Source organism: Frankia sp. CeTa3Moorea (assembly GCF_978021225.1).
This window is the reverse complement of the sequence record NZ_CDXDOR010000008.1, coordinates 47,841-69,064: the sequence shown is the minus strand read 5'-3', so window position 1 is coordinate 69,064 and position 21,224 is coordinate 47,841. Positions and strand designations below refer to the sequence as shown.

General features: G+C 72.1%; 15 protein-coding genes. 4 read left to right on the top strand and 11 right to left on the bottom strand.

Annotated features, from left to right (window positions below):
* Positions 1-20 precede the first annotated feature (20 nt).
* Complete coding sequence (gene pgm / locus AC08OV_RS03220) at positions 21-1,712, top strand: phosphoglucomutase (alpha-D-glucose-1,6-bisphosphate-dependent) (protein WP_476612544.1); 1,692 nt, start codon at positions 21-23, stop codon at positions 1,710-1,712.
* 54 nt (positions 1,713-1,766) lie between these two features.
* On the opposite strand, the gene AC08OV_RS03215 is transcribed toward pgm, so the two are convergent.
* The 5 genes from AC08OV_RS03215 to AC08OV_RS03195 all read right to left on the bottom strand — a co-directional run bounded on the left by AC08OV_RS03215 (position 1,767) and on the right by AC08OV_RS03195 (position 7,385).
* A complete protein-coding gene (locus tag AC08OV_RS03215) occupies positions 1,767-3,212 on the bottom strand; it encodes a vWA domain-containing protein (protein ID WP_476612543.1) in 1,446 nt (481 codons plus the stop codon).
* Positions 3,213-3,328: 116 nt separating this feature from the next.
* On the bottom strand, positions 3,329-4,216 hold the full coding sequence (locus AC08OV_RS03210) for an AAA family ATPase (protein ID WP_476612542.1): 888 nt from the start codon (positions 4,214-4,216) through the stop codon (positions 3,329-3,331).
* A gap of 172 nt (positions 4,217-4,388) precedes the next feature.
* Positions 4,389-5,594 (bottom strand): malate synthase A, encoded by a 1,206-nt coding sequence (gene aceB / locus AC08OV_RS03205; protein ID WP_476619268.1) that lies wholly within the window; start codon positions 5,592-5,594, stop codon positions 4,389-4,391.
* The gene (locus AC08OV_RS03200; RefSeq protein ID WP_476619267.1) at positions 5,587-6,012 is read right to left on the bottom strand and encodes a hypothetical protein; all 426 of its coding nucleotides are present in this window, start codon (positions 6,010-6,012) and stop codon (positions 5,587-5,589) included. The genes aceB and AC08OV_RS03200 overlap by 8 nt, the downstream gene beginning before the upstream one ends.
* A 113-nt stretch (positions 6,013-6,125) precedes the next feature.
* Positions 6,126-7,385, bottom strand: coding sequence for a glutamate-5-semialdehyde dehydrogenase (locus AC08OV_RS03195; RefSeq protein WP_476619266.1), 1,260 nt, complete (start codon positions 7,383-7,385; stop codon positions 6,126-6,128).
* Positions 7,386-7,662: 277 nt separating this feature from the next.
* Here AC08OV_RS03195 and AC08OV_RS03190 point away from each other — a divergent pair, with 277 nt between their 5' ends.
* Entirely contained in the window at positions 7,663-8,850 is a 1,188-nt protein-coding gene (locus tag AC08OV_RS03190; RefSeq protein ID WP_476612539.1) for an exonuclease SbcCD subunit D, read from the top strand.
* Positions 8,850-11,999: an AAA family ATPase gene (locus tag AC08OV_RS03185; RefSeq protein ID WP_476612538.1), complete on the top strand. Its 3,150-nt coding sequence runs from the start codon at positions 8,850-8,852 to the stop codon at positions 11,997-11,999. The genes AC08OV_RS03190 and AC08OV_RS03185 overlap by 1 nt, the downstream gene beginning before the upstream one ends.
* Positions 12,000-12,216: 217 nt before the next feature.
* Here the strand turns inward: AC08OV_RS03185 and AC08OV_RS03180 are convergent, their stop codons facing one another.
* From AC08OV_RS03180 to rplU, 5 genes are all read right to left on the bottom strand, one after another.
* On the bottom strand, positions 12,217-12,579 hold the full coding sequence (locus tag AC08OV_RS03180) for a hypothetical protein (protein WP_476612537.1): 363 nt from the start codon (positions 12,577-12,579) through the stop codon (positions 12,217-12,219).
* A 388-nt stretch (positions 12,580-12,967) separates the two neighbouring features.
* Positions 12,968-14,083: a glutamate 5-kinase gene (gene proB, locus AC08OV_RS03175; protein WP_476592190.1), complete on the bottom strand. Its 1,116-nt coding sequence runs from the start codon at positions 14,081-14,083 to the stop codon at positions 12,968-12,970.
* A gap of 4 nt (positions 14,084-14,087) precedes the next feature.
* Positions 14,088-15,677 carry a GTPase ObgE gene (gene obgE, locus AC08OV_RS03170; protein ID WP_476612536.1) on the bottom strand — a complete coding sequence of 530 codons (1,590 nt, stop codon included), beginning with the start codon at positions 15,675-15,677 and terminating at the stop codon, positions 14,088-14,090.
* A 172-nt stretch (positions 15,678-15,849) separates the two neighbouring features.
* Entirely contained in the window at positions 15,850-16,116 is a 267-nt protein-coding gene (rpmA, locus tag AC08OV_RS03165; protein ID WP_462186088.1) for a 50S ribosomal protein L27, read from the bottom strand.
* A 5-nt stretch (positions 16,117-16,121) separates the two neighbouring features.
* Complete coding sequence (gene rplU / locus AC08OV_RS03160) at positions 16,122-16,439, bottom strand: 50S ribosomal protein L21 (protein WP_462186089.1); 318 nt, start codon at positions 16,437-16,439, stop codon at positions 16,122-16,124.
* Between the two features lie 468 nt (positions 16,440-16,907).
* Here rplU and AC08OV_RS03155 point away from each other — a divergent pair, with 468 nt between their 5' ends.
* Positions 16,908-17,528, top strand: a complete 621-nt coding sequence (locus AC08OV_RS03155; protein WP_462202589.1) for an MFS transporter — start codon at positions 16,908-16,910, stop codon at positions 17,526-17,528.
* A 31-nt stretch (positions 17,529-17,559) separates the two neighbouring features.
* On the opposite strand, the gene AC08OV_RS03150 is transcribed toward AC08OV_RS03155, so the two are convergent.
* Positions 17,560-21,129 (bottom strand): Rne/Rng family ribonuclease, encoded by a 3,570-nt coding sequence (locus AC08OV_RS03150; protein ID WP_476619265.1) that lies wholly within the window; start codon positions 21,127-21,129, stop codon positions 17,560-17,562.
* Positions 21,130-21,224: the final 95 nt, after the last annotated feature.

The window sequence follows — 21,224 nt, the reverse complement described above, 5'->3', positions numbered from 1 at the left end:
CCCGCGAGGAGACCCCGCCCATGCCGACCAGTCCGCGTGCGGGGCAACCCGCCGCCCCCGAGGATCTCGTTGACGTCGACGGCCTGCTCGCCGCCTACCACGAGATCCATCCCGATCCCACCGATCCGACCCAGCGGGTGTCGTTCGGCACGTCCGGTCATCGTGGCTCGGCGCTGCGCGGCTCCTTCAACGCCGACCACATCCTGGCCACCACCCAGGCGATCTGCGACTACCGGAAGGAGGCCGGCGTCGACGGACCGCTGTTCGTCGGGATCGACACGCACGCACTGTCGGCGCCCGCGCTCGCGAGCGCCCTGGAGGTCCTCGCCGCGAACGGCGTCGCGGTACGCATCGCCCCGGACGGCGAGGCCACCCCGACCCCGGTGATCTCGCACGCGATCCTGCGCCACAACCGCGAGCGCACGTCAAGCAACAGGACGGGCAGGACGGGCGCCACCGGCGCGACCGGCCTGGCGCGCGGCCTCGCCGACGGCATCGTCGTCACGCCGTCGCACAATCCGCCCGCCGACGGCGGGTTCAAGTACAACCCGACGCACGGCGGTCCGGCGGACACCGGCGTCACCAAGGTCATTCAGGATCGCGCGAACGCCCTGCTCGACGGTGGCCTCGCGGGCGTGGCCCGGGTGCCATACCCGCAGGCGCGCGCCGCCGCCGTGGTCCACGACTACGTCGGCGCCTATGTCGCGGACCTCGGCGACGTCATCGATCTCGACGCGATCCGCGGCGCCGGGGTGCGCATCGGCGTCGACCCGCTCGGTGGGGCGAGCCTCGTGTACTGGCAGGCCGTCGCCGAGCGGTACAAGCTGGGCCTCGACGTGGTGAACACCACGATCGACCCGACCTTCGCCTTCATGACGACCGACTGGGACGGCATGATCCGGATGGATCCGTCGTCGCCGTACGCGATGGCCTCCCTGGTGCGGCTGGCCGGCTCGTTCGACGTCGCCCTCGCCAACGACGCCGACGCCGACCGGCACGGCATCGTCACCGGCACGGCCGGGCTGTTGAACCCGAACCACTACCTCTCCGCGGCCATCGCCTACCTGTTCGGCCACCGCCCAGGCTGGCCGACCGGGACGGCGATCGGCAAGACGCTGGTCAGTTCCAGCATGATCAACCGGGTCGGGGCGAGCCTCGGCCGCGACGTGGTCGAGGTGCCGGTGGGCTTCAAGTGGTTCGTGGCCGGTCTGACCGACGGGAACCTGGGCTTCGGCGGTGAGGAGAGCGCGGGCGCGTCGTTCCTGCGCCGCGACGGCGCGGTGTGGACGACCGACAAGGACGGGATCATCGCCTGCCTGCTCGCCGCCGAGATGACGGCGGTCACCGGCCGGGACCCCGGGCAGTTGTACCGGGAGCTCACCGATGCCCACGGCGCCCCGGCCTACCGACGGGTCGACGCGCCGGCCACCCCGGCGCAGAAGAAGATCCTGGCCGCGCTCACCCCGGAGAGCCTTAGCGCGACGACGCTCGCCGGTTCGCCGGTGACCGCCGCGCTGTCGCACGCGCCGGGCAACGGCGCGGCGATCGGCGGGGTGAAGGTCATCACCGACGACGCCTGGTTCGCCGCCCGGCCCTCCGGCACCGAGGACGTCTACAAGATCTACGCGGAGAGCTTCCGGGGCCCCGGGCATCTCGACGAGGTCATCACGGAGGCACAGGCGATCGTCGACGCCGCCCTCGCCCGCGGCTGATCCTGCCGGTCCCAGGCCGGTCCCGGAGCCGGCCGGGGACCGGGCCGGGGACCGTCAGGACGGAAGAAGCCGCCCGATGAACGCCTGGAGCTGCTCGATGTTGCGGCACTCCACCATCTCGTCGACGAGCTCGGCGTACACGTTTGTCGCCGAGTCGCCCGAGCCCCAGTAGCTGCGCGGCTCCGGGTTGAGCCAGTAGGAGTGCCGGGCCTGCGAGCACAGTCGCCTGAAGATGGTCGCCGAGGTCGGTCGGTAGTTGTTCCGGGCGTCACCGAGGATCAGCAGCGACGTCTTGGGACCGACCGCCTCGGGGTACTTCTCGGCGAAGACCTCGATGGCATGCCCGTAGTCGCTGTGCCCGTCGAACCAGACGAGGTCCGCCTCTCCGGAGATGCGGGCCATCATGTCGCCGAGGTCGAGGCCGCGCAGATACCTGGTGACCTCGTCGGTCGTGTCGATAAAGGCGAACGCCCGGACCTTGGCGAACTGCTCGCGCAGCGCATGGGTCAGCATCAGGGTGAAATGCGCGAACGAGGCCACCGAGCCGGAGACGTCGCACAGCACGACCAGCTCGGGCTTGTGCGGCTTGTGCGGGCGGTGCCTGGTCTCCACCGGTACGCCGCCGGTAGCCAGCGACGCCCGCACCGTGCGCCGGAAGTCCAGCCGGCCGATGCGGCCGAGCCGGCGCCGCGCGGTCAGCCGGGTCGCCAGCCGCCGGGCGAGCGGGTAGACCTGCCGGCGCAGCTCCACCAGGTCCCGCTGGGAGGCTCGCAGGAACTCGACCTGGTCGCTGAGCGGCTTCACCGCGGTGCGCTCGACCGCATCGAGGCCGCGTTCCTCGGCCATCCGCCGCCGCACCTCGGTGGACACCATCTCCTCGAACTCGCGGATCCGGTCGGTGATGGTCTGCCGGGCGGCCCGTTCGGCGAGTCCGCCACGTTCGGAATCCGCCAGCATCGCCGCGAGCAGATCGGCGATGAGGGTCTCCGCCGACATCACCCGCAGCACCCGGTAGATGAACCACGAGCGGGCGGAGCTGCCGCGCGCCGACCCGAACGCACTCACCGCCTGCCGGGCAAGCGCGCGCAGCGCCTCGTCGTTGCCGTCACGCAGCGCGTCGAGCAACTGGTCGCGCAGCACCTGGCGCAGCTCCTCCAGCTGCTCGGGCGACAGCTCGCCGGGGTCGACGCCGACGTCCCCCGCCGCGCCGTTCGCCGCCCCGGCCGGGTCGCCCAGGTCGCCCAGGTCGCCCAGGTCGTCCAGCGACACGCCGTCCCCGATCCGGGGCGGGAAGTACAGGTCGAACAGAGTATCGAAAGCCGGCCGGTACAGCGGCCGCTTGCACAGGGTTGCCGCGAACGCCGCCCGGACGGCGTCCCGCTCGGCCCAGCCCAGCGCGCCGACGGCCCTGGCGGCATCCACGGTCTCGGCGCTGCTCACCGGGACACCGGCCCGGCGCAGCGCCGCGGTGAAATCGACGGTGCGGTCCAGCAGGTTCATGCCGGCGCCCCCTCGTGGACGTGCGGCCGTGGCGACGGCCGTCAGCTGGCAATCGGTTCGATGGATTCGATCAGTTCAATGGAGTTGATGGAGTCGATGGGTTGGGCTCGGGCGGTTCAGTTCGCGCCGAGCTTGAGGTGACTGATGGCTCGGGCCTGGTCGCTGGCGTGCTTGAGAACGACGCCGAGGGTCGAGGCGACGGCGGCCTCGTCGAACGTGTCGAATCCGAGCGCGAGCACGGTCTGGCCCCAGTCGATGGTCTCGGCGATGGAGGGCGCCTTCTTCAGTTCCATCGCCCGCAGCGCGCGGACGATCCGGACCAGCGATTCGGCCTGCCTCTCCGGGAGATCGGGCACCCGGGAGAGCACGATCTCCTTCTCCCGCTCGGCCGAGGGATAGTCCAGGTTGAGGTAGAGGCAGCGCCGCTTGAGCGCCTCGGACAGCTCCCGCGTCGCGTTGGAGGTCAGGATGACGAAGGGACGGCGGGTGGCGCTGATGGTACCGAGCTCCGGAATCGTCACCTGGAAGTCGGACAGCACCTCCAGCAGCAGGCCTTCCACCTCGACGTCGGCCTTGTCGGTCTCGTCGACGAGCAGCACCGTCGGCTCCTGGCGGCGGATCGCCGTCAACAGCGGCCGAGAGAGCAGGAACTCCTCGCTGAAGATGTCGTCGTGGGCCTGCTGCCAACCCTCGGCACCGCCGTCTCCCGATCTGGCCTGAATGCGCAGCAGTTGCTTCTTGTAGTTCCATTCGTACAATGCGCGAGCTTCATCAAGCCCTTCGTAACACTGCAGCCGAATGAGCTCGGCGCCAACCGCGGTCGCCAGCGCCTTCGCGAGCTCGGTTTTACCGACACCCGCGGGCCCCTCCACAAGCAGCGGTTTACGCAGCCGATCCGCGAGGAAGACTGTGGTGGCAATCGCCTCGTCCGCAAGGTATCCGGTCACGCGAAGCCGTTCCCGCACATCAGCGACGTCGGCGAAAGCGTGTTCCTGCAGCGACATGGCCACCTTCCGTCCCCGTGTCAGGCATCGCCATGTCCATACTGCCAGGCTAGCGCCGCAGACGGGTGACTACGCCTTGCGCGCCGCCGTCCGCCGGGCGGATACCCGCGGGCTGCTCATCGACCTGTTCGCCGCCGGTTCACCCGGGGATTCTCCCGAGGTGTTCGCCGGTTCAGCCGATCCGCTCGTAGGCGGGAAGAGTGAGGAACTCGACGAAGGTCTTGCCGAGCGCCGTCTCCTCGAACACCGCCGCCGCGTCCTTCCAGCGGCCGTTGTCGAAGGCGGCGGCGCCGATGGAGAGCCGGATCTGGTCCAGCACCTCCGCCAGAGTGGTCCGGACCAGATCGGCCGTGACCGGACGGCCGTCGTCGAGCACGACCCCGGCGGCTATCCACTGGAAAATCTGACTACGGGAGATCTCAGCGGTGGCGGCGTCCTCCATCAGGTTGTCGATGCCGACCGCCCCGATCCCGCGCAGCCAGCTCTCCAGGTAGCGCACCCCGACGCTGATGTTCCCGCGGACCCCGGCCGCGGTGACGGAACCCGGAGTGTCGCGCACCGCCAGCAGGTCGCCGGCGCCGACCTTGACGTCGTCACGCAACCGGGTGAGCTGGTTCGGCTCGTCGCCGAGCACCGCGTCGAAGACCTCGGTACACACCGGCACCAGGTCAGGGTGCGCCACCCAGCTCCCGTCGAACCCGTCCGCGGACTCCCGCTCCTTGTCGGCGCGCACCTTCGCCAGGGCCGCGGCGTTGATCTCGGAGTCGCGCCGCGACGGGATGAACGCCGCCATCCCGCCGATCGCGTGCGCGCCGCGGCGATGACAGGTGGAGACCAGCAGCTCGGTGTAGGCGCGCAGGAACGGCACCGTCATCGTCACGCCGTTGCGGTCGGGCAGCAGGAACTCCGTCGGCCGGGACGCGAACGTCTTGATGGTGGAGAACATGTAGTCCCAGCGGCCGGCGTTGAGTCCGGCGGAATGCTCCCGCAGCTCGTAGAGGATCTCCTCCATCTCGAAGGCGGCGGGCAGCGTCTCGATGAGGACGGTCGCCCGGATGGTGCCGACGGGCAGGCCGAGCTCAGCCTGCGCCGCGGTGAACACGTCGTTCCACAGCCGGGCCTCGAGATGACTCTCCAGCTTCGGCAGGTAGAAGTACGGCGCCACGCCCGTGGCCCGCAGGGCATGCGCGTTGCGGACCAGGTGCATCCCGGCGTCGAAGAGCGCGGCGACGATCGGCTCCCCGTCGACGGTGACATGCCGCTCCGGCAGGTGCCAGCCGCGCGGGCGCACCACGAGCGTCGCCGTGGACTCGTCGAGCTCGTAACGACGGCCGTCGGGCGAGGTGAAGGCGAGCGTGCCGGCAACGGCCTCACTCATTGTGCTGCCCGACGACCATGTTCGACCAGGTCGGCACATTAGCGTCCTCGAGGTCCGCCATGAAGACCCGGGCACCGCTGTTGAGCGCGTTGATGAGCATCTTGGCGTCGGTCGGGCCGGTGATCTCGGCCCGGCGGTCGACCAGCCCCGGCGCCGGTGACGCGACCCGCCAGTTCCTGGCCCGGATGTCGGCGGTCTGCGGCAGGAAGTCGAGGGTGGCCCCGGCGGCGATCGCGGCGCGGCGGGCGGCCCGGGCGGCGAGCAGTTCGGCACGCCGGCCGGCGAACGTGCGGTGCAACCCGGCGACGAAGGCCAGCGCGTCGTCGGAGAGCACCGCGTCGACCTGATCCGCGGTGAGTCCCGGCACGGTCCGCACCGCGGACACCCCGTGCACCGTCACCCCGTCCAACGAGCCCATACCTATTCCCTTCCCGGTTCCGTTGCGTCCCGGACGGCCCGATCCGGCGGGCCCGGTGACCCGGACCTCAGATGACCCGGGCCCGGTAACCCGGACCTCAGGTGACCCGGACCTCAGGTGACCAGATGCCCGTCGCCGACGCCGACCCACGTCGTCGAGGTCAGCTCGGGCAGCCCCATCGGGCCGCGGGCGTGCAGCTTCTGGGTGGAGATGCCGATCTCGGCACCCATCCCGAACCGCTCCCCGTCGGTGAAACGGGTCGAGGCGTTCACCATGACGGCCGCGCTGTCGCAGGTCGTGATGAACCGTCGCGACGCCGGCAGAGACCGGGTGACGATCGCCTCGGTGTGCCCGCTGCCCCAGCGCCGGATGTGCGCGACCGCGTCGTCGAGAGAATCGACGACGGCGACGGCCATGTCCAACGACAGGTACTCGGCCGCCCAGTCGTCGTCTGTGGCGGGCAGCACCCGCGGATCGACGGCGCGCACCGCCTCGTCGCCGTGCACGGTGACCCCGGCGTCGTGCAGGGCGGCCAGCACCCGAGGCAGGAACTCCCCGGCCACGCCAGCGTGCACGAGCAGGGTCTCCGCCGAGTTGCACACCGAGACCCGCTGGGTCTTCGCGTTGACGGTGATCGCAAGCGCCTGGTCGAGGTCGGCGTCGGCGTCCACATACACGTGGCAGTTGCCGACCCCGGTCTCGATGACGGGCACCGTCGACTCCTCGACGACCGCCCGGATCAGACCCGCGCCACCCCGCGGGATGAGCACGTCGACGAGCCCGCGCAGCCGCATCAGGTGCTTGACCGCGTCGTGGTCCACCCCGGGGACAAGCTGCACCGCGTCCGCCGGCAAGCCGCTCGCGACGGCGGCGGCGCGCAGCACCGCCACCAGCGCGGTGTTGGAACGCACCGCGGAGGCGCTCCCGCGCAGCAACGCGGCGTTGCCGCTCTTGAGGCACAGGCCCGCGGCATCCACCGTGACGTTCGGCCGGGCCTCGTAGATGATCCCGACGACGCCGAGGGGCACCCGGATCTGGCGCAGCTCCATCCCGTTCGGCAGCACCCGGCCGCGCACGACCTCGCCGACCGGGTCCTCCAACGCCGCGACCTGACGCAGGCCGTCGGCCATGCCGGCGAGCCGGGCCGGGGTGAGGGTGAGCCGGTCGACCATCGCCCCGGCGGTGCCCGCCGCCCGCGCGGCAGCGACGTCCTCGGCGTTCGCGGCGAGAATCTCCGTGGAACGGGCGATCAACGCGTCGGCCATGGCGAGCAGCGCGCGGTCCTTCTCGGCGCGGCTACGCGGGGCCAGCAGGGCCGCCGCCGCCTTGGCACGGACGGCGCTGCCTCGGACATCCTCCGCAGAGGTGCTCATCTCGGGTCCTCCGTTAGGCGGGCGCCGCGGCGCTGCCCGCCGCTACGAGGCTACCGGTGGCACGGCGGTCGTGCCGTTCATCGCTCCTCACCCGCATCCGTCACCTACTCATCCCTGCATCCGTTAACTACTCATCTACTTATCCCGTTATCCAGGTCCGCGATCCGCCAGGTCCGCGACAGGCAGGGACGCGGAGGGTGATAACCGGAACAGCCAGAAAGGCGCGCAGTTCGGACCCCGTGACGATCATCTCGACGGGGTTGCCTACCGTGCTCGCATGCGTGCGCTGCACACGTCCGACTGGCATCTCGGGCGTGGCCTGTACGGTCACGACCTGATGCCGGCCCAGGCGGCCTTCGTCGATCATCTCGTCAACGTCGTCCGTTCCGAGGGCGTCGACGTCGTGCTCATCGCCGGCGACGTGCACGATCGGGCGATCCCGCCGGTGGGCGCGCTGGAGCTCTTCGACGAAGCGCTCTCCCGACTGCGCGGCGCCGGCGCCCGGGTCGTGGTGATCAGTGGCAACCACGACGCGGCCCGCCGGCTCGGCGACAAGGCCGGCCTGCTCGACCCCCGCGTCCGCATCCGGACGGATCCGGCCGCGGTCGGGGATCCGGTCGTCGTCGAGGATCCCGCCGGGGCGGTCCGGGTGTACGCGATCCCCTACCTGGAGCCGTCGGCGGCGAACTCCCAGCTTCCCGAACCGGCGCAGGCGCCATCCGGCTCGGGCGCCCCGGCCGCCGGGCTCCCCGCCGCGACGATGCACCGGGCGATGCACCGGGCCATGCACGCGGTGCGGGCCGACCTCGCACGGTATCCGGATGCCCGGTCCGTCGTGGTGGCGCACGCCTGGGTCACCGGCGGGGCGGCGAGCGAGAGCGAACGTGACATCAGCGTCGGCGGAGTGGGCAATGTGCCGGCCCAGTTGTTCGAGGGGATCACCTATACCGCACTCGGCCATCTGCACCGGCCACAGGCGATCGCCCCGTCCGTCCGCTACAGCGGATCGCCACTGGCCTATTCCTTCTCGGAGTCCGGCGACGCGAAGGCGTCGCTGCTCGTCGAGATCGGTCCGACCGGGCTGGGGAACGTGACCCGGATCGGCGTTCCCGCCCGGCGGCGGATGGCCCTGCTGCGCGGCAGTCTTGCCGACCTCCTCACCGACCCCGCCCATGCCCCGCACGAGGCCGACTTCGTCTCCGCCGTGCTGACCGACCCCATCCGCCCCATGGACGCCATGGCCCGGTTGCAGCGCCGGTTCCCCTTCGCCCTGCGGCTCGCGCATGAACCGGAGACGGAACCCGACGAGATGCTCAGTTTCGGCCGGCGGACCCGGGGACGCTCGGAGCTGGAGATCGCCGAGGCCTTCGTCGCCCATGTGCGCAGCGCTCCCTCGGCTCGGGAACGTGCTCTGCTCGCCGAAGCCCTCGGCGCTGCCCGCCGGGCCGAGGAGGAAGTCGCCTGATGCGTCCCCACCACCTGACCCTGGCGGCGTTCGGCGCCTTCCCCGGCACCGTCGAGATCGATTTCGACGTCCTCGGCAGCGGCGGCCTGCTCCTGCTCTGCGGGGAAACCGGGGGCGGCAAGACGACGCTGCTCGACGCGGTCGGGTTCGCGCTGTTCGGCCGGGTGCCGGGGATGCGTGGGGAGGTCTCCGGGCCGCCGGACCTGCGCTCGCACCACGCCGCGGCATCCCTGCGGCCGGAGGTGACGCTGGAGTTCACGGTGGCGGCGGGACGCTTCCGGATCACCCGCAGCCCCGCCTGGGACAAGCCGAAACGCGGCGGCGGGACGACCCGCGCCCATCCGACGGCGCGGCTGGAACGGTTTGACGGCGCCGGCGGCTGGGAGATGACCGCCACCCGCATGGAGGACGTCGGCCATGAGATCGATCTGCTCGTCGGCATGAGCGACAAGCAGTTCTTCCAGGTCATCCTGCTCCCGCAGGGACGCTTCGCTGACTTTCTCCAGGCCGACCACGGCGCGCGCGAGAAGCTCCTGAAGCGGCTGTTCCACGTCAACCGCTTCGAGCACGCCGAGCAGTGGCTGCTGGACCGGGCAAAGATCGCCGCCGAACGGCTGGCGCTGGCCCGCGCCGAGCTCGACCGGGTGACCGCCCGGGTCTCGCAGGTGGCGGCCGTCGACGAGCCGGAGGATCCGACGGCCGACGCCGGCTGGGCCGCGGACCTCGCCGGGACCGCCGCGGCGGCGGCCATCTCGGTCGACGAGGCGGCCGGCGCGGCGGCAGCGCGGCGCACCTCGGCCGAGGAGGCCCTGGACCAGGCACGCGACCTCGCCCGACGCGTCGAGCAGCGCCGGATACTGGCCGCCCGGCAGGAGGAGCTCGCGGCACAGGCACCCCGGATCGAGCTGCTCACCACCGGGCTGGACGCGGCCCGCCGGGCCGCTGTCGTCGCGCCCGCCCTGGACGAGGTCCGCCGCCGCACCGCGGCGGTCCACCGGGCCGAGGCCGACGAACGCGACGCCCGGGACCGGCTCGGACGCCATCCATCCGGGCTCCTCCCCGGGGGAGAACCCGCCCCCTCGGGACCGCTGCCCGAGGAGGCCACCAGGAGGCCTGCCGAGGCGCCTGCCGAGGAACTCGCCCGCCTGGCCCGCCTCGCCCACACCGAGACCGGGCGACTGGAAACGTTGACCGACACCCTCGCCGCCGCCGAGCGGGACGCCGAGGATGCCGCCGGTGCCGACCGGGACACGGCCGCCCATACCCGGTCCGCCGCCGAACTCGCCGAGGCGATCAGCGTCACGCTGCCCCGCGCCCGTGTCGAGGCCGAGGCCCGGGTGGAGGTCGCCCGGCGAGCCGGCGCCGCCCTGCCCGGCCTGGTCGAACGGGCCCGGTGGGCCAAGGAGCTGGCCTCCGCCGTCCGGGAGGGGCGGCAGGTGCGGACCGTGGCCGACGAGGCCGAACGAGACGCATCCGCGGCCCGGACCCACGCATCCGACCTCCGGCGGCAGCGATTCGACGCCATCACCGCCGAACTCGCCGCCGCGCTTGTCCATGACACGCCTTGTCCGGTCTGCGGGGCCCTGGAGCATCCCGACCCGGCCGAGACCCGGGCCGATCATGTGAGCAAGGACGCCGAGACCGCGGCCGGGCAGGAGGCGGACCGGCTCGCCGACGCCGCGACGAGGGCAGGCCGGGCGGTGGCCCACTGGGAGTCCCGGGTCCGGGCGCTGCACGCCGACCTGGTCGGCCCAACGGACGGGGACGACCGCGCGGACCCGAACGACCGGGCGGACCCGGACCACAGCGCGGACCCGGACGACCGCGTCGAGGCCGCCTTCACCGAGATCCGCGCGCTTCCGGTCGCGACGCTGCTGGGCGGCTCCGAGGCGCCGGTCGCGGATCGGCTCGATGAACTCGCCGCCGTGCTGACCCACGCGGTCCGCGCCCGGACCCGGGCGGCGAAGAAGCTCGCCGCGGCGGAGGCCGCGTTGCGCGAGGTCCACGAGAACGAGAAGGAGACCGCGGCCCGCCATTCCGCCGCACGGACCGCGGCGCAGGCAGCCCGGGAACGCGCGGCGGACGCCCGGGGCCGTGCCGCCCGGCGGCTCGCCGGCGTTCCGGCGGAGCTATGCGACCCCGAGGCACTGGCCGCGCGCCGCCGTGCCGTCACCGCCCTCGCCGCCGATCACGAGGCCGCGCAGGCCGCAGCCCTGGCAGCCGAGCAGGCCCGGGCCGAACACATCCGCGCCGGGACGGCCGCCCTCGACCAGGCGCGGCAGGCGGGGTTCTCCGACCTGGACGACGCCGCCGAGGCCGTGCGGGACTCCGACTGGATGCGCCGCGCCGCGGACGAGGTCCGGGCCCATCGGGACGAGCTCGTCGCCGTCGGGGCCAGGCTGGCGGGCGAGGATCTCGCCGTCGACCCGGACACCGAGGTCCCGCTGGCCGACCACGAGACGGCCGTGGCCGACGCCCGCGAGGTCCACGAGAGCGCGCTCGCCACGGCCGCACGCGCCCGGGAACGGGCCGAACGGCTGGCCGCGCTGGTCACGGAGTTCACCGAGAAGCTCACTACCCTGGATCCGCTGCGGGAGGCGGCGGACGAGCTGCGGGGACTTGCCGATCTGGCCGCCGGGCGGGGTGCCAACACCGAGCGCATGCCGCTGTCCAGCTTCGTGCTGGCGGCCCGGCTGGAAGAGGTGGCCGCTGCCGCCAGCCATCGGCTCGCGGCGATGAGCGGCGGCCGGTTCACTCTGGTGCACGACGCGGGGGAAAGCCGCGACAAGCGCCGGCGCGCCGGCCTCGGGCTGCTGGTCGACGACGCCTGGACCGGCCGGCGGCGCGACACCGCCACCCTGTCCGGCGGGGAGACCTTCCAGGCGGCGCTGTCACTGGCCCTCGGGCTCGCCGACGTCGTGACGGCCGAGGCGGGAGGCCGGCGGATGGACGCGCTGTTCATCGACGAGGGTTTCGGCACGCTCGACCCGGACAGCCTCGACGAGGTGATGACCGTCCTCGACGAGCTGCGTTCCGGCGGCCGGCTCGTCGGCGTCGTCAGCCATGTCACCGAGCTGCGCCAGCGCATCCCGAACCAGATCCGGGTCGTCAAAGGGGTCGGCGGCAGCCGGGTCGAGACCACGTCCTGACCCGGACGCACCACTGACCCGGACACACTGCTGGCCCTAACACACCGCTGGCCCGGATACACCACTACTCGGCCGGCCTAGCCGGGAAAACCGCATCCCAGGCCAGGACCCGGGATCGGGAAACGGCCACCACCGGATTCCGGTGGTGGCCGTTTCGGCATTGCCAGACGGACCAGGGATCGGATCATTTCATCGAGTCTTCAACGGAGATGTCCGGCTACGAGAACAGGTTTATGGTGACCGACTTTCCACTGAACGGTCTCTGGAGGGGGAAGGTACGGCTGTAGTTGTCCGAGTTGTCGGAACACTGGACGCTGAAGGTGACGCTTGTGCCGGCCACCGGAACCTGCTGGAGGCTCAGGCTGTAGAAGCCGCCGGCGCCGACGCCGGACGAGTCGAACTCGCCGGCCGTCGTGCGGACCGCCACGCCCACCGCGGCGCTGGCCGGGCACCTGGCGACGCCGCCGATCAAGACGTTCGAACTGTTCAGATCCGCGCTCGCGGGAAGGGCCGATGCCAGCGTCAGCGCGCCGGCGGCTCCGGCCGAGGCGAAGAGACCCACGGTCTTACGCATTCTCATGACGAAATAACCTCTCTCAACAGATGCGACCTCTTGCCCGCCGAGGGAAGGTTACCCGACTCCGGAAACGTTATTCGCCGCCGTCGCCATTTTTTGCGCCGAGGCCTTTTCAGTTTTATCGGCAACTTTCCGGGTAGCCGGGGCGGAATGCCGGGAGAGAGCTGTTGATGGGCTCTCTCGAATTCCGGGAAACGAGGCACGATAGTCGCCGGTTTCCACTGGAATATCGCCGTCCAAGCCATCCTCCCCAGCCGATATGTCTAATTATATGGATGGGGCTATCTGGACGGCCTTGTCCCGGCCGGGAAACGGCTCGTCCTGGGCCGGGAAACGGGCCGGCGCGCCTGGCTGGCACCTCAGCCCGGGCCGGGTGAGATAGCCGGCCGGGTCAGCGGGCCGGCAGCAGCAGCACGAGATCGTCGCGGTGGACGATCTCACGTTCGTACGACGGTCCGAGTTCCATGGCGAGGTCGGCCGTCGAACGCCCGAGCATCACGGGCAGCTCCGCCGCGTCGAAGGCGACGAGCCCCCGCGCCACGGACCGCCCGTCGGGGTCGACCAGGTCCACCGGGTCCCCGGCGGCGAAGTCCCCCTCCACGCCGGTTATCCCGGCGGGCAGCAACGACGCCCGCCGCCGTACCACCGCGGCCACCGCCCCGGAGTCCAAGTGCAGCCGGCCCTCGGGGGCGGTCGCGTGCGCCAGCCAGAGCAGGCGGGAGGCCCGACGCGGCCCGGTGGAGTGGAAGACGGTGCCGACCTCGTCCCCCCGCAGCACCGGTGCGGCGTTCGCGGCCGAAGTGATGATCGCCGTGACGCCGCCGGAGGCCGCCATCCGAGCTGCCTCGATCTTGGTGGCCATCCCGCCGACCCCGACACCGGCGGTGCCCGTGCCCCGGGCGGTCAGCCCGTCCAGGTCGGTGTCCGAACGCACCTCGCGCACCATGGTCGCCGGACCCAGCCGGGGGTTGGCGTCGTACAGGCCGTCCACGTCAGACAGGAGCACCAGCAGGTCCGCCGACACGAGATGGGCGACGATCGCGGCGAGCCGGTCGTTGTCGCCGACCCGGATCTCCTGGGTGGCCACCGCGTCGTTCTCGTTGATGATCGGGATGACGTCGAGCTCGAGCAGCCGGTCGAGCGCGGTCCGGGCGTTGCGGTAGTGGGTGCGGCGGATCACGTCGGTCGCCGTCAGCAGCACCTGGCCGACCTGGTGACCGGCCCGTCCGAACGCCGCCGCGTAACTGTGTACGAGCGAGCTCTGGCCGACGCTCGCCGCCGCCTGCTGGGTGGCGAGGTCACGCGGCCGCCGGGCCAGGCCGAGCGGGGCGAGACCCGCGGCGATGGCCCCGGAGGACACCAGCACCAGTTGTTGTCCGGCCCGGGGCAGCACCGCGGCCACCAGCGCCTCGAGCCGGTCGGCGTCCAGCCCGCCGACGGCCGTCGTCAGCGAGGACGAACCGACCTTGACGACGACCCGGCGCGCGTCGGTCACGAACGGACGCACGCCTTCATCCTTCTTCTTCTCCTCGTACCGCCGGTTCTCCTCGTACCGCCGGGTCGACGGCGACGGCGGCGCGGCGAGCCATCCGTTCGGCCCGGGTCAACCGCACCGAGGCCCGCAACCGGTCGTCGGTCCCGCGCGGCCCGAGGGACACTGGGGAACCCGTGTCCCCACCTCGGCCGGGTGACGGTGCCGCACCGGCGACCGCGGTGCCGGCCGGCCCGCGACCACCCAGACCGGTCTCGGCGAGCCCGTCGACACCCGGCTGATCATCGCCGCCCAGCCCGCCGTTACCCAGCCCGCCGCCGCTCAGCGTCGGCTCCCAGTCGAACGTGACCTCGCCGATGGTCACCTCCACTCCCGCGGTGGCGCCGAGGCGGGCGAGCTCCTTCTCCACGCCGAGGCGGGCGAGCCGGTCTGCGAGAAAGCCGATCGCCTCGTCGTTGGTGAAGTCGGTCTGCCGCACCCAGCGCTCGGGCTTCGACCCGGTGATCAGGAAACCGTCACCGAGGGGGCGCACCGTGAAGTCGGGCTCGTTCACCGCGCGGGGACGCAGCACGATGCGGGTCGCCGCCCGGGCCGGCGCGGCCGCCCGGTGCTGGGCGACGATGTCGGCCAGGGCCAGGGACAGCGCGTGCACGCCACGTCGGGTCGCGGTACTCACCGCGAAGACCGCGAGGTCACGGGCTCGCAGCTCGGGGGCGACGAGCTCCGCGAGCTCCGCGGCGTCCGGAATGTCGATCTTGTTGAGGACGACCAGCCGGGGACGGTCAGACAGATCGGCGGAGTAGGCGGCGAGCTCGGCCTCGATGACGTCGAGGTCGGTCATCGGATCACGGCCCGGTTCCAGGGTGGCGCAGTCCAGCACATGCACGATCACCGAGCAGCGTTCGATGTGCCGGAGGAACTCCAAGCCCAGCCCGCGTCCCTCGCTGGCGCCCGGTATCAGGCCGGGGACGTCCGCGACCGTGTAGGGCGGATGATCACCCGCCTGCGCCACACCGAGATTGGGCACCAGCGTGGTGAAGGGATAGTCGGCGATCTTCGGCTTGGCCGCGCTGAGCACCGACACCAGGGAGGACTTGCCGGAGCTGGGAAAACCGACGAGCGCGACGTCGGCCACGGTCTTGAGTTCCAGCACGGCGTCGAGCTGCTCGCCGGGCTCGCCGAGTTCGGCGAACCCGGGGGCCTTGCGGCGGGCCGACGCGAGCGCCGCGTTGCCCCGCCCCCCACGGCCGCCGCGGGCCAGTACGAACGCGCTGCCCGGTCCGACCAGGTCGATGATCTGCTCGCCGTCCTCCGTCAGCACGACGGTCCCGTCCGGCACCGGGAGGACGAGGTCCGCACCGTCCGCTCCGTGCCGGTTCGACCCCTGGCCGGGGCGTCCCCGGGAGGCGCGCTGATGCGGATGGAAGTGGAAGTCGAGCAGGGTGGTCACGCTCGGGTCCACCACGAGGCGGACGTCACCACCCCGGCCGCCGTCACCACCGTCCGGCCCGCCCAGCGGCTTGAACTTCTCCCGGTGGATGGAGGCACAACCATGACCGCCGTCCCCGGCCGCCGCGTGCAGCACCACCCGGTCGACGAACGTCGGCATCACCGCCTCCTCTCCACATCCCTCCCTGCGAGAGACGCACCAAAGCCGCGCAACCACGCTCGGAAGGGCGGTGGTACGCGCGGCTGCTGGCTCACCGGTGATCGCCGAGATCGCCACCTGACGGCGGCCCAGGCCACGCCGTCGAACCGACAGCGTGGCCTTGACAACCAGATCAGGCGGGTACCGCAGCCTCGGCCACCACATTCACGACCCGACGGCCCCGCCGGTGACCGAACTGCACGTGCCCGGGCGAGAGCGCGAACAGCGTGTCGTCCTTACCGCGCCCGACCAGCTCACCCGGGTGGAAATGGGTCCCGCGCTGACGAACGATGATCTCGCCGGCCTTCACGTACTGACCGCCGAAGCGCTTCACGCCCAGCCGCTGCGCGTTCGAATCCCGCCCGTTGCGCGAGGAACTCGCGCCCTTCTTGTGCGCCATCCCGCTCAGGCCTTCCCGGTCTCGATGCCGGTCACCTTGAGACGCGTCAGCTTCTGGCGGTGACCCTGGCGCTTGTGGTAGCCGGTCTTGTTCTTGAACTTGTGGATCCGGATCTTCGGACCCTTGACGACGCCGACGACCTCGGCGGTGACCGCGACGGACGCGAGAGCGTCAGCGTCGTGGGTGACCGACTCGCCATCGACGAGCAGGAGCGCCGGAAGGTTCACGGCCGCGCCCGGCTCTCCGGGAAGGAGCTCGACGTCGACGACATCGCCGACGGCGACCCTGTGCTGCTTGCCGCCGCTGGCAACGACCGCGTACACCAGATCTCCCTGCTGTTGTTATGCCGCTGTGACCGCACGGAACCCGGAACGGCGTTCCCCGCGGAGCTTTGGGTGCGCATGGGCCGCGATCGACCGGAACGCGGCCGATCGGCGGTCATCCAGCGAGCATTGCCCGATAGCGAGCATCACTCAGTCCGGATGAGCATGCGGACTCCACCTTACAGGTCATCGGGAGTGGGGCGGAGGACCGCCCGCCGCATACCGCCCATTCCGTCCCGCGCATCCCCCGCATGGCAGTCACGCATCCCGCACGCGACGGGGCCCCGCCGGGCGAATCTCATCGCGGGTCCTCGCCCCGCTCGTCCGGGTCATATCCAGGGATGACCCGGACGGGCCATGGTGTAGGCCGCCGAGGAGGGAGAAGCATGGAACGTCCACCTGGCGGAGTTCCACGATGGATCGTGAGGCTTCGACGCCGGGAATGAGATCGCGTCGGGGGTGACGAGGATGTACTGGCAGCTGGTGGTCTGGGCCGCAGGGGCCGGTACCGCCGTCGCTCTGGCCGTCGTCTGCCGCCCGGCGGCCACCGCCGCCCGTCGTTATGGCTCGGTTCCCGGCACGGTCCCCGCCGCGACGGGCGCGCTGACCGTGCTGGTCGTCGTCGGTCTCACCCTCACGGCCTTCGCCGGCCTACCGCCCTGGGCAGGCGCCTGTTGGACGCTGGGCACCGCGGCCGCGGCCGGATGGATCGCGCTGCGCCGACGGGGTCCATCCGCTTGGGGGTTGCCCGATTCCGGGACGGAAGGCCGGCCGCCCGGTGGTCTCGAGGCGGGAGACGCAGGAGACGCGGCCGACCCCGCCGATGCGGCCTACACGGCCGACGAGCCGGTCCTACGCGGTCGGATGAGCCCGAGCCTCGCCGATCAGGACGATCTGGTGCAGTCGCTGACCATCGCCTCCTATGCCCTGCAGATGGGCGATCCAGGACGGGCCCGTCAGGCAGTCGAGGTAGCCCTGTCCCGTTCCCGGACCACCCTCGATCTGCTGCTGCGGGAGAATGCCGGCCGCGGGCTCGTGCGCCCGGGCCCGGCCGCCGGTCCGAGTCGGGCCGGGCCGACCGCCGCCTGAACGGCCGGTCCGGCTCTCCGCCAGGCCTCGATCAGCTCGGGGGCTCCGCCGAGGGCACGGACTCCAGCGACTCGGCCGGCTTGGACACCGGCCGGGAGGCCCGCCGCCGTCGGCCCCGGGCCGGTTTGCCCGCAGTGGGCAAGGCGTTGTCCGCGGTCGCGAGGCTGTCGGGATCATCGGAGTTGGCGTACACCGGCGGCAGGGCATCCTCGAAGCCGCCCGCGCCGGAGCCACCGCCGACGGGCACATGCCCGTTCGACCCAGTTGGGGAGCCGGCTGCCACGAGTCCCGGGGCGGCGGCAGCCGCGGCCACGTCCGCCGGCCCTGCCGCGCTGTCGGCCGCATGCGCGGGCGCGGGCACCGTATCCGCGGCGGTGACGCCCTCGCCGGCCATCGCACCCTCGCCGGCCATCGCACCCTCGCCGGCCGCCACGGCGACGTTCTCCGCGGCGCCAGGCGTCGATGATGCGACGGATCCGCCGGGTTCGCTGGATCCACCAGGTTCGCCGGACCCGGCGGACGCCTCGGCTTCGGATACGGACGTGGGCCCGGCCGACGCGGCGGCGGCGATGATCGCGGGGCCATCGACGGCACGCGTGGACACGGCACGCGTGGACGAGGAGCGGGCCCGACGACCGGACCCGGGCCCCTCCGCCGGCGCGGGCGCGGGCACCGCCACCGGAGTCGGCTGACCGGCACCGGACACGATGGTCCCGCTCGGCACGCCGACTGCGGCGTGTGCACCGCTGCCGCCGTCGAGGTGGATGACCACCCCTCGGCCGTTGCAGTGCACGCACGGCTCGCTGTAAGCCTCCAGCAGGCCCTGCCCCACCCGCTTGCGGGTCATCTGGACCAGCCCGAGGCTGGTCACCTCGGCGACCTGGTGCCGGGTACGATCCCGGCCAAGGCACTCGGTGAGCCGGCGCAGGACCAGTTCCCGGTTACTCTCCAGAACCATGTCGATGAAGTCGATGACGATGATGCCACCGATATCCCGCAGCCGCAGCTGACGGACGATCTCCTCGGCGGCCTCCAGGTTGTTCTTGGTGACCGTCTCCTCGAGATTGCCGCCCTTGCCGGTGAACTTGCCCGTGTTGACGTCGATGACCGTCATCGCCTCAGTCCGGTCGATGACGAGCGATCCACCCGAGGGCAGCCAGACCTTGCGGTCGAGGGCCTTGGCGAGCTGCTCGTCTACCCGGTACTCGGCGAAAACGTCACCGGTTCCGGTGTAGCGGCGGATCCGCGGCCGCAGATCGGGAGCCACTGTGTCGATGTACTCCTCGATCGTGGTGGCCTCACCCGAGCCCTGGACGACCAGCTCGGTGAAGTCCTCGTTGAAGATGTCCCGGATCACCCGGACGACCAGGTCCGGCTCGCCGTAGAGCAGCGAGGGCGCCGACGCCTTCTTCGCCTTGCGCTCGATGTCCTCCCACTGGGCGGCGAGCCGCTCGATGTCGCGTTCCAGCTCGGCCTCGCTGGCACCCTCGGCGGCGGTGCGCACGATGACCCCGCCGTCCTCCGGCGTGATTTTCTTCAGGATGCTCTTGAGCCGGGCTCGTTCGGTGTCCGGCAACTTGCGGCTGATCCCGGCGTTCTGCCCGTCCGGGACGAACACCAGGTACCGCCCCGGCAGGCTGATCTGGCTGGTGAGCCGCGCGCCCTTGTGCCCGATCGGATCCTTGGACACCTGGACCAGGACCGACTGGCCGGACTTGAGCACCTGCTCGATCTTGCGGGGCCGACCGTCCAGCCCGGAGGCGTCGTAGTTGACCTCGCCGGCATAGAGGACGGCATTGCGTCCTTTGCCGATGTCGACGAAGGCCGCCTCCATGCTGGCCAGCACGTTCTGCACTCGGCCGAGGTAGATGTTGCCCGCGTAGGACGCCGAGCTCGCCCGGGTCACGAAGTGCTCGACGAGTACCCCGTCCTCCAGCACGGCGATCTGGGTGCGGTCCCCCGCGTGGCGGACGACCATCCGGCGTTCGACTGACTCCCGCCGGGCCAGGAACTCCGCCTCGGTGACGATCGGCGGCCGACGCCGACCGCTGTCGCGGCCCTCCCGGCGCCGCTGACGCTTGGCCTCCAGACGGGTGGACCCGCTCAGCCCCCGGACCAGGTCCTCGTCCTTGCGGGTCTCCCGGACGTGGACGACCGTGTTCGGCGGGTCGTCGGCGAGCGCCGGCTCGTCGCCGCCGGCGCGCCGCCGCCGCCGGCGGCGGCGGCGGGCCCCTCCCAGCCGGTCGTCCTCGTCCTCACCGTCACGCTCGGCGTTTTCCTCCGCCGCGCCGGGGGGCGTCTCGGCGCCCTCATCCGACGCGCCGGCCGGCACCGACCCGGTTCCCTGCCCGGCCGCGGACGAGCCGTCCGCACCGTCCGCGTCCTGCGCCACACCCTCGCGACCCGTGTCGTCCGCGGCCGCGACGCCGTCCTCCGGGCCGGACTCCACGCCGTCCTCGTCGCCCCGGGCCCGACCACGACCACGGCGACCACGGCGCCGACGGCGGGTGGAGGCCGAGCCGCCCCCGTCCGGGTCGTCGTCGAATTCGCTGTCCTCCTCGCCGCCCGCGAGGTCGCCCATCGTGTCAAGATCGGTCGTGTCAAGATCGGTCATGTCGGGATCGGTCATGTCGGGATCGGTGACCACGTCCGCCTCGTCCCGGGGATGAGCCGGTGCCTCGGCATGCTGCCGCTCGGCGGACGGGAACGCCGTGCCCGCCACGGAGTCCACCGCGGTGGCGGCGGATCCGAGTTCGGCGGCACGCCGCCAGCGAGCCTCCACGACCGCCGGTTCGGGAGCCTGGAAGGTCACCATGGCGACCGGTCGCCGGAGCACGGGACGGATCGCCGGCTCGACGACCGGCTCGTTATGGATCCCGGCCCAGGTCGGAGCGGTCGCCCGCCTGGCCTTTGTCACCGCGCTCCGGGTGCTGCCGACCTCGGGCTCGGCAGAGCTCGACTCAGCAGAGCTCGACTCGGCGGTCGACTCCCGGGCCACCGGCTCGGCGACGCCGGGCTCATCGGTCCCGGGCTGCGCGGACTCCGGTTCCGCGGGCCCGGGCGTGTCCGCGGGCCCGGGCGTGTCGGGAGCCGACGCCACGGCGGCGGTCGAACCCGCGGGTACACCGACGGACCCGGTCGCACCGACATCCGGCATCGCCGGACCGAGGGCGGTCGCACCGGCCGGGTCCGGCACCGCGGCAGCGGGCGTCATCAGTCCGGCGATGGCACGACGGGCCCTGGTCCGTTTCGGCTTCGCAGCGACGTCCGGCGATACGACGTCCCGCGACACCTCCTCGGCGGGAGGGGCATCCTCGGCGGGAGGGGCGACCGCCACCTCGGTCACCTCACGCACCGCGCGGCGGCTGCGTGCCACCCGGGCGCGCCGCGCCGGCACCGGTCCGGTGGCCTCCGCCGTGTCGTGCGGGGCCGGGATGACAGTGACGGATTCGACGGTGGCGGGTTTATCGACCGGAACTGGTTCGCCGACCGGGGTGGTCGAGGGCGCGTCGCCGGAGGTCTCGTCTGGAAGGGGCCCGCCCGGGACCTGGGCGACGGCCGGGTCCGGAACCGGATTCCCGGCTGGCGCCACATCGGTCACGCTCGGCCCGGCGGTGACATGCTCATCGACGGGTGGGCCTGCCGCTCGTCCCGCGGCCCTGCGCCTACGCGCTGCCGGTCGGGTGGGCTCAGATT

Excerpts from the sequence above, each read along its gene's own strand:
- pgm (WP_476612544.1), top strand. The coding sequence starts at position 21 with ATGCCGACCAGTCCGCGTGCGGGGCAACCCGCCGCCCCCGAGGATCTC.
- AC08OV_RS03215 (WP_476612543.1), bottom strand. The coding sequence starts at position 3,212 with ATGAACCTGCTGGACCGCACCGTCGATTTCACCGCGGCGCTGCGCCGG.
- AC08OV_RS03210 (WP_476612542.1), bottom strand. The coding sequence starts at position 4,216 with ATGTCGCTGCAGGAACACGCTTTCGCCGACGTCGCTGATGTGCGGGAA.
- aceB (WP_476619268.1), bottom strand. The coding sequence starts at position 5,594 with ATGAGTGAGGCCGTTGCCGGCACGCTCGCCTTCACCTCGCCCGACGGC.
- AC08OV_RS03200 (WP_476619267.1), bottom strand. The coding sequence starts at position 6,012 with ATGGGCTCGTTGGACGGGGTGACGGTGCACGGGGTGTCCGCGGTGCGG.
- AC08OV_RS03195 (WP_476619266.1), bottom strand. The coding sequence starts at position 7,385 with ATGAGCACCTCTGCGGAGGATGTCCGAGGCAGCGCCGTCCGTGCCAAG.
- AC08OV_RS03190 (WP_476612539.1), top strand. The coding sequence starts at position 7,663 with ATGCGTGCGCTGCACACGTCCGACTGGCATCTCGGGCGTGGCCTGTAC.
- AC08OV_RS03185 (WP_476612538.1), top strand. The coding sequence starts at position 8,850 with ATGCGTCCCCACCACCTGACCCTGGCGGCGTTCGGCGCCTTCCCCGGC.
- AC08OV_RS03180 (WP_476612537.1), bottom strand. The coding sequence starts at position 12,579 with ATGAGAATGCGTAAGACCGTGGGTCTCTTCGCCTCGGCCGGAGCCGCC.
- obgE (WP_476612536.1), bottom strand. The coding sequence starts at position 15,677 with ATGCCGACGTTCGTCGACCGGGTGGTGCTGCACGCGGCGGCCGGGGAC.
- rpmA (WP_462186088.1), bottom strand. The coding sequence starts at position 16,116 with ATGGCGCACAAGAAGGGCGCGAGTTCCTCGCGCAACGGGCGGGATTCG.
- AC08OV_RS03155 (WP_462202589.1), top strand. The coding sequence starts at position 16,908 with ATGTACTGGCAGCTGGTGGTCTGGGCCGCAGGGGCCGGTACCGCCGTC.